This window comes from Microcella pacifica (genome assembly GCF_009371975.2).
GTDB classification, from domain to species: Bacteria; Actinomycetota; Actinomycetes; order Actinomycetales; family Microbacteriaceae; genus Microcella; species Microcella pacifica.
The window spans coordinates 1-12631 of the sequence record NZ_VIKT02000016.1; the positions used below are offsets into that span (position 1 = coordinate 1).

The following is a 12631-nucleotide window of genomic DNA, read 5'->3' on the forward strand; positions in this document are numbered from 1 at the left end:
TCGCCTGGTGGATAGGCCAGCCCCCACAGGCTGGCAACCCACGATTACGCGAATCGAGGCCCCAGCCTCAAGAACCGGACCGAAGACCCATATCGTCTAGCCCCGGAGAGTGCCGTCTTCATCGATTCGCCCTTCACCAAGCGCGGCGGGTGGGATCCCAGTGTGGTGCGCACCGAATATGCGCGCAGTAAGGCGGCCCGAACGGCCGACGGACTGCGAGAGCGACGACCCTTCTACTCAGAGCGCGACATCGAGGTGGAGTCTCGTGCTGCAGAGCAGTTCGATGTCGAATCGGCCGTTGCCCTGGCGGTCTCGGAGGGCGGAGACTGGACACCCAGCGCGCCACCACGCTCTCTCATGGTGCGGCCCAGCCCGAGCGACTACATCACGGACGACATCGCCGAAGACCTCCGACGGCGCGGCATCGAGGTGCGCGACATTCCCGGCGCCGAGCACTCGGTCTGGTACAGCCACTTCGAAGACTTCATGGCCGCCATCGACGATCGCTACTGAGACGTACCTTCCCGGGGGCGTCAGTCCTGCACGCGGTCGACGAGCCTCGAGAGGATGATCGCGCTGCGGGTGTGGTCGACGTTGGGGGCCACGCGAACCCGCTCCAGGGCATCCTCGAGGCTCTGAATGTCACGCGAGCGGATGCGCACGATCGCGTCAGCCTCGCCCGTCACGGTGCCGGCATCGATCACCTCGGGCACGGTCGAGAGGATGCGCCTCAACTCGTCCGGCGCGACCGTGCCGCGGCAGAAGAGCTCCACATACGCCTCGACGGCGAGCCCGTCGACAGCAGGGTCGACCTGCACCGTGAAGGCGCGGATCACCTTGTCGGCGACGAGCTTGTCGACGCGGCGTTTAACTGCGGAGGCCGAGAGCCCGACGACGTCCCCGATGTCGCCGTAGCCTGCGCGGGCGTTCTGGCGCAACTGGTCGATGATGCGGTAGTCGATGGCGTCCACACCCCCAGAGTACGGCGACTAGCTGCGTGGAGCGACAAGATGATGCAGAAAAGTTGCGCTCAGCGATTGACAGCGCCGTTCGGTTGCGTGTGACACTGGACGGGTGACTCTGACCCCGACGAACGACCCCGCTGCGGCGCGCACGCCCGCCCGCACGGCCAGCACGCGCACCGTGCTCATGTGCCGCCCCGACTATTTCACGGTGAGCTACCGGATCAACCCGTGGATGTTCCCCGAGAACCCCACCAACACGACCCTCGCCGTCGAGCAGTGGGAGCGCCTGTACGCGATCTACATCGAGCTCGGGTTCGAGGTGCACCTCATCGACCCCATCGAGGGGCTACCCGACATGGTCTACTCGGCCAACGGCGGCTTCACCCTCGACGGCATCGCCTACGGCGCCAAGTTCACCTACGACGAGCGCGCGGCCGAAGGCCCCGCCTACCTGGCGTGGCTCGCCGAGCAGGGCTTCACCCCGCACGCGGCGGCCGAAGTCAACGAGGGCGAGGGCGACATGCTGCTCGTCGGCGACGTCATCCTCGCCGGCACCGGCTTTCGCACCTCGACCGCGAGCCACCGCGAACTCGCCGAGACGGTCGGCCGCGACGTCGTCAGCCTGACCCTCGTCGACCCCGAGTTCTACCACCTCGACACGGCGATCGCCGTGCTCGACCCCGACCCGGCGCCGGGTCAGCAGGCGAACATCGCCTACCTGCCGAAGGCCTTCGACGAGGCCTCGCAGGCGATTCTGCGCGAGCGCTACCCCGACGCGATCATCGCGACCGAAGAGGACGCGGCCGTGCTCGGCCTCAACTCCTTCAGCGACGGCCTGCACGTCGTCATCGCGAGCCGCGCCACCGACTTCGACCGACAGCTGCGCGAGCGCGGCTACGAACCCATCGGCGTCGACCTCAGCGAGCTGCTGCTCGGGGGCGGCGGCGTGAAGTGCTGCACCTTGGAGCTGCGACGATGATGACCCCCACCACGACCACCGCCCACGACGCCGGCGAGGCGCTCATCGCGATCGAGGACGAGCGGCTCGCCCACAACTACCACCCCCTGCCCGTCGTCGTGGAGCGGGGCGAGGGCGCCTGGGTCACCGACGTGAACGGCAAGCGCTACCTCGACTGCCTTGCGGCCTATTCGGCGGTGAACTTCGGCCACGGTCATCCCGATCTTCTGGCGGCCGCCCGCGACCAGCTCGAGCGCATCACGCTCACGAGCCGCGCCTTCCACAACGACCGCCTCGGTCCGTTCGCCGAAGCGCTCGCGCGACTGGCCGGGGTCGACCGCGTGCTGCCCATGAACACGGGAGCCGAAGCCGTCGAGTCGGCGATCAAGCTCGCGCGCGCGTGGGGATACCGCGTCAAGGGCGTGCCCGAGGGCGCCGCCGAGATCATCGTCATGAGCGGCAACTTCCACGGCCGCACGACGACGATCGTGAGCTTCTCCGACGACCCGACCTCCCGCGACGGGTTCGCGCCGTTCACGCCCGGCTTCGTGGCGGTTCCCTACGGGGATGCGGCCGCTCTCGAGGAGGCCATCACCGACAACACGGTCGCGGTTCTCGTAGAGCCCATTCAGGGCGAGGCGGGCGTCGTCGTGCCGCCGGCCGACTACCTGCCGAGCATGCGCCGCATCACCGCGGAGCACAACGTGCTCATGATCGCCGACGAGATCCAGTCGGGCCTCGGCCGCACGGGTGCGACGTTCCAGTGCGACAACACCGGGGTCATCCCCGACCTGTACGTGCTCGGCAAGGCGCTCGGCGGCGGCATCGTCCCCGTGAGCGCGGTCATCGGGCGCGGCGACGTCATCGGCGTGCTGCACCCGGGCGAGCACGGATCCACGTTCGGCGGCAACCCGCTTGCCGCCGCCGTCGGCCACGCCGTCGTGACGCTGCTCGAGACCGGGGAGATGCAGGAGCGCTCGCGCGTGCTCGGCGAGCACCTGCACGCACGGCTCGAGGCGCTCATCGGCCGCGGCGTTCTCGCGGTGCGCGGCGCCGGGCTGTGGGCCGGCATCGACATCGACCCGTCGCTCGCGACCGGGCGCCAGGTGTGCGAGGCGCTGCTCGCGCGGGGCGTGCTCGCGAAGGACACGCACGGCTCGACGATCCGGCTCGCGCCGCCCATCGTCGTGTCGAAGGAGGACCTCGATTGGGGTCTCGACCAGCTCGAGGCGGTGCTCGCCGAGTTCGCGTGAGGGGTGCGCGAGCCGCGCATCCGTCGCCGTGTGCATGTGCCCCACGGAGCTCGCACGTCCTCGCGCCTCGCCCCGCGTGCTCGCGCCGCGTGCTCGAGGGGCCTAGACTTGCCGCAAACGGGGTCTATCCGCCACGGCAAGCGCCCTTTCGCGCCAGATCTGGCACGAAACGGTGAGTTGGGCGTGAGACTCGGCGTGGAGTGGCGCCGAGGGTGAAGTTAGCCTAACCTAACTTCTGGCAGCGTCGCCGAGTCCCGTTTCCCTTCGCACTCTCTGGAGTTTCATCCCCATGCGCTCATCGCGTTCCTTCTCCCTGCTCGCCCTCGCCGCGAGCGCCGCCCTGCTCGCCGGCTGCGCCGCCAACCCCGGCACGGAGCCGGCCGAGCCCGGCGGAGAGCCGACCGCCGACGGTGCCTTCACGCTCTACTCGGGCCGCGACGAGGAGCTCATCCAGCCGCTCATCGACCTCTTCGAGGAGCAGTCGGGCATCGAGGTCGACGTGCGCTACGGCAACACCGCCGAGCTCGGCGCGCTGCTGCTCGAAGAGGGCGAGGCGACCCCCGCCCAGGTCTTCCTCTCGCAGGATGCCGGAGCGCTCGGCGCCCTCAGCCAGGCCGGACTCTTCGCGACCCTGCCCGACGACATCGCCGACGCTGTGCCCGCGGGCTTCACCTCCACCGACGACAGCTGGGTCGGCGTCACCGGCCGGGCCCGCGTCGTCGTCTACGACGGCGACGAGCTCACGGCGGACGACCTGCCCGACACGGTCGCCGAGTACGTCGAGCCCGAGTGGGCCGGCCGGCTCGGCCTGCCGCCGGGCAACGCGAGCTTCCAGTCCTTCGTCACGGCGCTGCGCGTCATCGAGGGCGAGCAGGCCGCCGAGGAGTGGGTCGAGGCGCTCGCCGGCAACGACCTGCAGATCTTCGAGAACAACACCGCGACGCTCACGGCCGTGAACGAGGGCACCCTCGACGTCGGGCTCATCAACCACTACTACTGGTTCCGTCAGGCCGCCGAGGTCGGCGCCGAGAACATGCGTGCGCAGCTGAAGTTCCTCGCGGCGGGCGACGCCGGCTCGATCGTCAACGTCACCGGTGCGGGCATCCTCAGCGCCGCGGCGCAGGACGCCGACGCCCTCGAGTTCGTGCGCTTCCTCGTCTCGGAGGAGGCGCAGACCTACTTCGTCGAGCAGACCTTCGAGTACCCGCTGCTGCCCGGTGTCGACGCGCCCGAAGGCCTGCCCGCGCTCGACTCGCTCGTCAACCCCGCACTCGACCTGAGCGACCTCGACGACCTGTCGACGACGCAGCAGCTGCTCGCCGAGTACGGCCTCATCTAGTGCCGAGGCTCTCACTGACCCGCATCTTCAGCCGAGGGTGATGCACTAGACGCATGATCATCGCGCCGGAGGCAGTCGAGCCGCCCCGGCGGCCCGCGCCCGTGACCGCTCCGGCGGCACCGGGTCGGCCGCCGGGGCTGCTCGTCGTCGCGGCGGGGGTGGCGGCGGCGGCAGCCGCCATCCCGCTCGTGTACCTCGTGGTGCGGGCCACCGGGGGCGGCTTCGAGGCGATGCTCGACGTGCTCGCCCGGCCGCGCGTGCTCGAGTACGCGGCGAACTCGCTGGGGCTCGCGGCCGCCGTGACGCTCAGCGCGCTCGTGCTGGGTACGGGGACGGCGGTCGTGCTGAGCAGACTGCGCGTGCCCTTCCCGCGCGCCTGGCTGCTCGTCTCGTCGTTGCCTCTCGCGGTGCCCTCCTACCTCGCCGGTTACGGGTGGCTGGTCACGCTGCCCGCGATCAACGGCTTCGTACCGAGCTGGATCCTGCTCATGGCGGTCACGGTTCCGTACGTGACGCTGCCGGTCGCGGCGGCGCTGCGCGGAGCATCCGGAGACCTCGAGGGCGTCGCGCGCACCCTCGGCCGCGGGCCCGTGCGCGCCTTCCTCGTCGCGACGTGGCCGCAGGTGCGCCCCGCCGCGATCGCCGGCTCGCTGCTCGTCGCGCTGTACTCGCTGAGCGATTTCGGGCTCGTCGCGATGATGCGGTTCCCGACCCTCACGTGGGGCATCAACCAGGCGTACGCGGCGAGCTTCGATCGCGCGCAGGCGGCGGTGCTCGCGCTGCTGCTGGTCGTGCTCGCCCTCCTCGTCGTCGTGGGGGAGCGCAGTGCGCGCGGCCAGCTGCCGAGGCAGGCGGCGCGCGCGGTCGCCCCGCGAACGATCCGGCGCGGGATGCTCGTGGCCCTGCTGCCCGTCGTCGCCGCGGCCCCCGCCGTCGGTGTCGCGGTTCCCCTGCTCGGGCTGCTCGCGCGCTTGCTCGAGGCGCAGACGTTGCGCGAGCTCGACGTGGCACGCCTGCTCGGAGCGGTCGGCGCGACCGTGGGAGTCGCCGTCGGTGCGGCGCTGCTCGCCGTGCTGCTCGCGCTGCCCGTCGCGGCGCTCGCGAGCCGCTACCGCGGGCGGCTCGTGTCGGCGCTCGAGTCGGTGAGCTACCTCGGCCACGCGCTGCCCGGCATCGTCGTCGGGCTGTCGCTCGTGTTCTTCGCCCTCGCGGTCGTTCCGGTGCTCTACCAGAGCGTCGTCGTGCTCGTCTTCGCGTACGCCGTGCTGTTCGCGCCGAAGGCGATCAGCACGATGCGGGCCGGGCTTGGAGACGTTCCGCCGCGCCTCGTCGCGGTCGCCCGCACGCTCGGCGATTCGCCGTTGCGCGCGTGGTGGCGCGTGACCGTGCCGCTCGCCCTGCCGAGTGTCGGCATCGGCGCCCTGCTCGTGGCCATCGCGACCATGAAAGAATTGCCGGCGACGCTGCTGCTGCGCCCCACGGGGGTGTCGACGCTCGCCACGGAACTGTGGAACCGCACCGTGATCGTCGAGTACGGGGCTGCCGCACCGTACGCCGCGATGCTCGTGCTGCTGGCCGCTGTTCCGGCGGTCATCCTCTCGGGGGTGCGCACCGTCGCCAAGGAGGAGCTGTGAGCGATCTCGTCATCGACGGGGTGAGCGTGACCCACGGGTCGACGCTCGCGATTCACGACGTCTCGGTGCGCATCGACTCGGGCGACCTCGTGGCGGTGCTCGGGCCGAGCGGCTGCGGCAAGACGACCCTGCTGCTCGCGATCGCGGGCCTGCTGCCCATCGGGGCGGGGTCGATCCGCATCGGGGAGCGCGAGCTCTCCCGACCGGGCCGCACGGTGCCGGCCGAGAAGCGCGGCATCGGCTGGGTGCCGCAGGAGGCCTCGCTCTTCCCCCACCTCTCGGTGGCCGACAACATCGGGTTCGCGGTGCCGCGCGGTCGCGGTGGCGCGATGGGTCGCGCTACGCGCATCGCCGAGCTCGCCGAGCTCGTGGGGCTCGGCGACCTCACCGGCCGCGCCCCGAATCAACTCTCCGGCGGGCAGGCTCAGCGGGTCGCGCTCGCGCGGGCCCTCGCGCCCCGCCCGGAGCTGCTGCTGCTCGACGAGCCTTTCGCAGCCCTCGACACCCAGCTGCGCGTCGGCCTGCGCCGCGAGGTCGCCGAGCTGCTGCGCGCCCAGGGCACGACCTCGCTGCTCGTGACGCACGATCAGGAGGAGGCGCTCACCCTGGCCGACAAGGTGGCGGTGCTGCGGGATGGCCGGCTCGAGCAGTTCGGAACCCCCGAGCAGATCTACCAGCACCCCGCCTCCGACTGGGTCGCCTCCTTCGTGGGCGATGTGGTCGAGCTCGACGGGCTGTGGCGCGGGGGTCGCGTGACGTGCGCGCTCGGCGCCGTCGAGGCCACCGCGGTCGGGTTCGCGCCCGCCGACGGCGACCGTGTGCGGCTCATGCTGCGCCCCGAGTGGATCGTGCCTCGCCCCGAGCTGCTCGCCCACGCGGCCGCCGGTGCGGACGCCCGCGTCGCGGCCATCTCGTACGCGGGCCACGACGCGATGCTGAGCTGCGACGTCGTCGGTGGCCCCACGGTGCGCATGCGCATGGCCGCGGTCGAGCTGCCGCACGTGGGCGACGAGGTGCGCCTGGCCGTGCAGCGCCCCGGCCTGGCCTTCCCCGCGACCCCGCTACCCGCGCAGATCTGACGCACATGGGCGCTTGGCCCAGCGCCAAGTGCCCATTCGCGTCAGATCTGGCTCAAGGTGGGCGTGGGTAGGCTCGGCGCATGAGCAACCGCGTGCCGAGTGACCGGGACAGCGTGCCGAGTGACCTCGCTGCCGAGCTCGACGCCGCCGATCCTTTGGCCGAGTACGTCGAGCGCTTCGTGCCGGGCGACGACCTCGTCGCGTACCTCGACGGCAACTCGCTCGGGCGCCCGTTGTCGCGCACGCTCGAGACCCTGCCCGAGGTGGTGCGCACGCAGTGGGGCGGGCGACTGATCCGGGCGTGGGACGAGGGCTGGCTCACCCAGGCAGAGCGGCTGGGCGACCGCATCGGGGCGGCCTGCTTGGGCGCAGCATCCGGCCAGACGATCGTGGCCGAGTCGACGACGGTGCTCATCTTCAAGCTGCTGCGCGCCGCGATCGCGGCCCGGCCCGGCCGTGACGAGCTGGTCGTGCTGCGCGACGAGTTCCCGACCGACCGCTACATCGTCGACCGCCTCGCCGAGGACCACGCGCTCACGGTGCGGTGGGTGGAAGCTCCGCGCGACGCCGGCATCACGCCCGAGCTCGCGGCCGACGCAGTGAGCGACCGCACGATCGCCGCGCTGTTCAGCGGTGTCGCCTACCGCAGCGCGTGGTGGGCCGACATGCCCGCGGCGACGGGCGTCGTGCAGCGCTCGGGCGCGCTCATGCTGTGGGATTGCTCGCACGCGGTCGGCTCGGTGCCGCTCGAGCTCGACGCCTGGGGCGTCGACATGGCAGTTGGATGCTCGTACAAGTACTTGAACGGAGGCCCTGGCGCCCCGGCCTGGGCCTATGTCGCCGCGCGGCATCAGGGTGAGCTGCGCAACCCGATTCCGGGCTGGCTCGGGGCGCAGGAGCCTTTCGCCATGACCGAGCCGTACGCGCCGGCTGAGGGCATCCGTCGGCTCGTGAGCGGCACGCACCCGATCCTGGGGATGGTGGCGCTGAGCGACATGCTCGACGAGATCGAGTCGGTGGGCACAGGGTCGATGGGCATCCGCGCTATCCGCGCCAAGTCGGTCCTGCTGACCGGGTTCGCGCTGTCGCTGGTGGAGGAGCTCATCCCCGAGGCCGAGCTCGCGAGCCCGCGCGAGGAGGCGCGCCGCGGCGGGCACGTCACGATCGATCACCCTAACGCGGCCCGCGCCGTGGAGTCGCTCTGGGCCGAGGGCGTCATCCCCGACTTCCGCCACCCGAGCGGTGTACGTATCGGGCTGTCGCCGCTCAGCACCTCGTTCGCGGAGGTCGAGCGCGGCATCCGCGCCCTGGCTTGCGCCCTCGCGTAGCGCCGCCGCGCACCGAGCTTGGCCGAGCCCAGTCGAGCCGCAAGTGTGCCGTTCCGTGGCAACTGTGCCCGATCTGCCGAGCACAGTTGCGACGAGGGAGCACAGTCGTCGTCGGCCGTCCTACCGCGAGAGCGAGTTGAACCTCTTGATGGAGAGCGGCACGAAGATGAGCAGCATCACGGCGATGCCGAGCAGCACGGTCGCGATGGGGTTTTGCGCGGTCCACGCGTCGCCGACGGGCGTGCCGGGGGGAACGTTGCCGAACAGTTCGCGGGCCGACTGAACGAGGGCCGAGACGGGGTTCCACTCGGCGAAGACGCGCAGCGGCGTGGGCAGGTTCTCGCTCGGCACGAAGGCGTTGGAGACGAACGTGAGCGGGAAGAGGATGAGGAAGGACGCGTTGTTGATGATCTCGGGGCTGCGCACCGCGAGGCCGAGGAACGCCATGACCCACGAGAACGCGTAGGCGAACAGCAGCAACAGGGCGACGGCGGCGAGGAACTCGAGCGGCGAGGAGGTCACGCGCCAGCCGACGAGAAACCCGGTGCCCATCATGACGAGCATGGAGAGCGCGTTGATGACGAGGTCGCCGTTGGTGCGGCCCACGAGAACGGCGGCGCCGTTCATGGGCAGCGTGCGGAACCGGTCGATAATGCCGTCTTTGAGGTCTTGCGCCATCGCCGACCCGGAGTAAGTCGACCCGAAGACGACGGTCTGGCCGAAGATGCCCGCCATGAGGAACGACGTGTAGCCCTCACCGGGGATGTCGATCGCGGCGCCGAACACATAGTTGAACAGCAGCACGAACATGATCGGCTGGATGAGGCTGAACAGCAGGATCTCCGGCACCCGGATGATCTTCATGAGGTTGCGCCACGTGGTCACCCAGCCGTCGGAGAGGAACCTCGTGACGGTGTTGCCGGGCACCGGCGTCAAGGTTCCGGATGCTCGGGGCGCGGTGCCCGTCACCGTCGGGTTGATCGTGCTCACGCTGCGTCCTCCGTCGTCTCGTCCCTGTTCGTCTCATCGGGGCTGTGCTCGGCTTCGTGCCCGGTGAGCTGCAGGAACACGTCGTCGAGCGTGGGCCTGCGCATCCCCGCGTCATGCAGGGAGATGCCCTCCTGCGCGACCGCCGCGACGATCGCGCTCAGGGCGGGAGCGCCGTCTGCGACGGGCACGATCCACGTGCGCCCACCGCCCGAGGCGACGGGCTCGCCCGAGCCGTGCTGGGCGAGGATCGACCGTACTGCCTCGCCGTCGGCCTCGTTCACGAGGGTGAGCGCCACGCGCTGGCCGCCCACCGAGGCCTTGAGCTCGTCGGCCGTGCCCTTCGCGATGACCCTGCCGTTGTCGATGACCGAGATCGAGTCGGCGAGGCGGTCGGCCTCTTCGAGGTACTGGGTCGTGAGCAGCACCGTGGTGCCGTCGGCGACGAGGGTCTCGATGACGTCCCACATGCCCATGCGGCTGCGCGGGTCGAGACCCGTCGTCGGCTCATCGAGGAAGAGCACGGGGGGCTTGATGACGAGCGCACCTGCGAGGTCGATGCGGCGGCGCATGCCTCCCGAGAAGCCCTTGACCGGGCGATTCTGCGCCTCCACGAGGTCGAACTGCTCGATGAGCTCCTTCGCCCGCTGCCGGGCGACCTTCGTGCCCAGGTGGTAGAGCTGCCCCACCATCATGAGGTTCTCGAAGCCCGTGAGGTTCTCGTCGACGGCGGCGTACTGACCGCTCGCGCCGATCATGCGGCGTACGGCCTGCGGGTCGCCGAGCACGTCGACGCCGTCGATCGTCGCGGTGCCCGAGTCGGGCCTGATGAGCGTTGTGAGCACCTTGACGGTGGTGGTCTTGCCGGCGCCGTTGGGGCCGAGGAGGGCCGCGACGGTGCCCTGCGGCACGTCGAGGTCGAGCCCGTCGAGGGCCCGCACGACGGGGGCGCCCTTGGGGGAATAGGTCTTGACGAGATCCCTCGCCTCGATGAATGCCATGGGCGAGATGCTAGTGCGCACGGGTGACACTCAGGTGGCCCGTTCGCCAGGGGCTGCGCAGGGAGTCGAGGGCGGCAGGGCGCACCATGGGGAGGGCGGGCCGGTGCGGCATGTGCGTCGCCACGACGCACTCGTGCCCAGACTCGCCCCGAATCGGCTCTATCCACTGCGCCGAGCGCCCTTTCGCGCCAGATCTGGCCCAGGGGTGGGGGTAGCGTGAGGGGCATGGCCTCCGCGCTGAACCCCGAGCTGCTCGCGCGCGTGGGCGAACGGGCGCCCGGGTACGACGCCGCGAACGGCTTCTTCACCGAGGATCTCGACGAGCTGCGCGCGGCCGGCTATCTGGCGCCGCGCAGCCTGAGCGCAGCATCCGCCGATCAGCGCCTGCTCGCTGCTCACGCACCCGCCACCGCTCTCGGGCTCACGATGCACCACGTCTGGATGGGGGTCGCGCGCGACCTCGCGGCCGCGGGCGACCCCTCGCTGCAGTGGGTGCTCGACGACGGCGAGCGCGGCGAGCTCTTCGCCTTCGCGATCAGCGAGGCGGGCAACGACCGGGTCATGAGCGACTCGCTCACGCGCGTCGAGCGCGTGTCTCTCGACGGCAACGGGGGCGGCTGGGCTTTCACGGGCACCAAGATCTTCACGACGCTCTCGCCTGCGTGGACGCGCCTCGGGGTGCTCGGTCGGCATGACCCCGCCGACGGCTCGGAGCCGAGCATCGTGCACGGCTTCCTCACGCGGGAGACTCCCGGCATCACGATCACCCCCGATTGGAACACGCTCGGCATGCGTGCGACGCAGAGCCACACGACAGGGCTCGAGGGGGCCGTGGTGACCGACGATCGGGTCGCGCGCATTCTGCCCGTCGGCCCCAGCGGCGACGCGTACGCACTCGCGATCGCCGCCAACTTCCACACCCTCATCGCGAGCGTCTATGCCGGCATCGCCGATCGCGCCCTCGAGCTCGCTGTGGAGAGCGCGCAGCGACGCACGAGCATGAGAGCCGGCGGAGCCCCGCAGGCCCACGACCCCGACATCCGCTGGCGCATCGCGGATGCTGCGCTCGCGCTCGATGCGCTCGCACCGCAGCTGCACGCGGTCGTGCACGATCGCGACCACGGGGTCGATCGAGGTGCGCGGTGGTTCCGCGACCTGGCGGGGCTCAAGCACCGCAGCGTCGAGACTGCGCGGCACGTCGTCGACCAGGCGATGCGCATCAGCGGCGGCGGCGCCTACCGCGCCACGGCCGAGCTGAGCAGGCTGCAGCGCGATGTGCTCGCGGGCATCTACCATCCGAGCGACACGGAGGCCGTGCACGCGACCGTCGCGACCGACCTGCTGGGGCCGCTGCCGTGAGGGGGACGGTGCGGTGACGCGCGTGCGCGAGCGCGACATCGACCTTCCCGACGGCCGCACTCTGCACGTCTACGACAGTGGCGCGCAGAAGCGCTACCCGGTCCTCTGGCAGCACGGCACGCCCAACACCGGCAACCCGCCCGAGCCGCTCATGCGGGCAGCGAAGAAGCTCGGCCTGCGCTGGGTGTCGTTCGACCGCCCGGCCTACGGTGGCTCGACTCGGCACGCAGGCCGCACCGTCGGCTCGGTCGCGGCCGATGTCGCAGCGCTCGCCGATGCCCTCGAGCTCGAGAGCTTCGCGGTCATGGGCCACTCGGGCGGCGGACCGCACGGGCTCGCGTGCGCGGCGACGCTGACCGATCGGGTGTCGGCGGTCGTGAGCGTCGCGGGCCTCGCGCCCTTCGACGCCGACGGCCTCGACTGGTTCGACGGCATGGGCCCGACGAGCACTGCGGCCCTGCGGTCGGCGCAGGAGGGGGCGGATCGCAAGCGCCGCCACGAGGAGGAGAGCGCCGATGCCCCGATCGACTTCACGGCGCGCGACTGGGCGACCCTCGCCGGGCCGTGGGGCTGGCTCGCGGAGGTCGCCGCGGCGGGTGTGGCGAAGGGCCTCGACGGGATGATCGACGACGATCTCGCCTACGTCACCCCGTGGGGCGTCGACCTCGCAGCGATCACGGCGCCGGTGCTGCTGCTGCACGGGAGCGACGATCGGGTCGCGGCGGGGA

Annotated in this window: 12 protein-coding genes; 9 read left to right on the plus strand and 3 right to left on the minus strand. The window is 71.1% G+C overall.

What is annotated here, in order from left to right:
- Positions 1 to 357: 357 nt before the first annotated feature.
- Entirely contained in the window at positions 358 to 513 is a 156-nt protein-coding gene (locus FK219_RS09610; RefSeq protein ID WP_165638108.1) for a hypothetical protein, read from the plus strand.
- 20 nt (positions 514 to 533) lie between these two features.
- On the opposite strand, the gene FK219_RS14160 is transcribed toward FK219_RS09610, so the two are convergent.
- The gene (locus FK219_RS14160) at positions 534 to 971 is read right to left on the minus strand and encodes an Lrp/AsnC family transcriptional regulator (RefSeq protein ID WP_152582557.1); all 438 of its coding nucleotides are present in this window, start codon (positions 969 to 971) and stop codon (positions 534 to 536) included.
- 103 nt (positions 972 to 1074) lie between these two features.
- Between FK219_RS14160 and ddaH the strand changes: the two genes are divergently transcribed.
- The 6 genes from ddaH (at position 1075) to FK219_RS09645 (ending at position 8556) form a co-directional block, all read left to right on the plus strand.
- Positions 1075 to 1944 carry a dimethylargininase gene (gene ddaH, locus FK219_RS09620; RefSeq protein ID WP_407941908.1) on the plus strand — a complete coding sequence of 290 codons (870 nt, stop codon included), beginning with the start codon at positions 1075 to 1077 and terminating at the stop codon, positions 1942 to 1944.
- Complete coding sequence (rocD, locus tag FK219_RS09625) at positions 1944 to 3176, plus strand: ornithine--oxo-acid transaminase (protein WP_152582611.1); 1233 nt, start codon at positions 1944 to 1946, stop codon at positions 3174 to 3176. Before ddaH ends, rocD begins: the two co-directional genes overlap by 1 nt.
- Before the next feature lie 289 nt (positions 3177 to 3465).
- Complete coding sequence (locus FK219_RS09630; protein WP_152582558.1) at positions 3466 to 4515, plus strand: iron ABC transporter substrate-binding protein; 1050 nt, start codon at positions 3466 to 3468, stop codon at positions 4513 to 4515.
- 53 nt (positions 4516 to 4568) lie between these two features.
- A complete protein-coding gene (locus FK219_RS09635; RefSeq protein ID WP_152582559.1) occupies positions 4569 to 6149 on the plus strand; it encodes an ABC transporter permease in 1581 nt (526 codons plus the stop codon).
- The gene (locus FK219_RS14165) at positions 6146 to 7228 is read left to right on the plus strand and encodes an ABC transporter ATP-binding protein (RefSeq protein WP_152582560.1); all 1083 of its coding nucleotides are present in this window, start codon (positions 6146 to 6148) and stop codon (positions 7226 to 7228) included. Before FK219_RS09635 ends, FK219_RS14165 begins: the two co-directional genes overlap by 4 nt.
- 80 nt (positions 7229 to 7308) lie before the next feature.
- Positions 7309 to 8556 carry a kynureninase gene (locus FK219_RS09645; protein WP_152582561.1) on the plus strand — a complete coding sequence of 416 codons (1248 nt, stop codon included), beginning with the start codon at positions 7309 to 7311 and terminating at the stop codon, positions 8554 to 8556.
- Between the two features lie 120 nt (positions 8557 to 8676).
- Here the strand turns inward: FK219_RS09645 and FK219_RS09650 are convergent, their stop codons facing one another.
- Positions 8677 to 9492 carry an ABC transporter permease gene (locus tag FK219_RS09650; RefSeq protein WP_268888681.1) on the minus strand — a complete coding sequence of 272 codons (816 nt, stop codon included), beginning with the start codon at positions 9490 to 9492 and terminating at the stop codon, positions 8677 to 8679.
- Between the two features lie 50 nt (positions 9493 to 9542).
- Positions 9543 to 10544, minus strand: a complete 1002-nt coding sequence (locus tag FK219_RS09655) for an ATP-binding cassette domain-containing protein (protein ID WP_152582562.1) — start codon at positions 10542 to 10544, stop codon at positions 9543 to 9545.
- A gap of 225 nt (positions 10545 to 10769) precedes the next feature.
- Between FK219_RS09655 and FK219_RS09660 the strand changes: the two genes are divergently transcribed.
- Together FK219_RS09660 and FK219_RS09665 are read left to right on the plus strand one after the other, a co-directional pair.
- Complete coding sequence (locus FK219_RS09660; RefSeq protein ID WP_152582563.1) at positions 10770 to 11903, plus strand: acyl-CoA dehydrogenase family protein; 1134 nt, start codon at positions 10770 to 10772, stop codon at positions 11901 to 11903.
- 13 nt (positions 11904 to 11916) lie between these two features.
- On the plus strand, positions 11917 to 12631 hold a 715-nt coding region (locus FK219_RS09665; protein ID WP_210416810.1), incomplete at its 3' end, for an alpha/beta fold hydrolase.

Excerpts from the sequence above, each read along its gene's own strand:
- FK219_RS09635 (WP_152582559.1), top strand. The coding sequence starts at position 4,569 with ATGATCATCGCGCCGGAGGCAGTCGAGCCGCCCCGGCGGCCCGCGCCC.
- FK219_RS09630 (WP_152582558.1), top strand. The coding sequence starts at position 3,466 with ATGCGCTCATCGCGTTCCTTCTCCCTGCTCGCCCTCGCCGCGAGCGCC.
- rocD (WP_152582611.1), top strand. The coding sequence starts at position 1,944 with ATGACCCCCACCACGACCACCGCCCACGACGCCGGCGAGGCGCTCATC.
- FK219_RS09645 (WP_152582561.1), top strand. The coding sequence starts at position 7,309 with ATGAGCAACCGCGTGCCGAGTGACCGGGACAGCGTGCCGAGTGACCTC.
- FK219_RS09660 (WP_152582563.1), top strand. The coding sequence starts at position 10,770 with ATGGCCTCCGCGCTGAACCCCGAGCTGCTCGCGCGCGTGGGCGAACGG.
- FK219_RS09610 (WP_165638108.1), top strand. The coding sequence starts at position 358 with ATGGTGCGGCCCAGCCCGAGCGACTACATCACGGACGACATCGCCGAA.
- FK219_RS09655 (WP_152582562.1), bottom strand. The coding sequence starts at position 10,544 with ATGGCATTCATCGAGGCGAGGGATCTCGTCAAGACCTATTCCCCCAAG.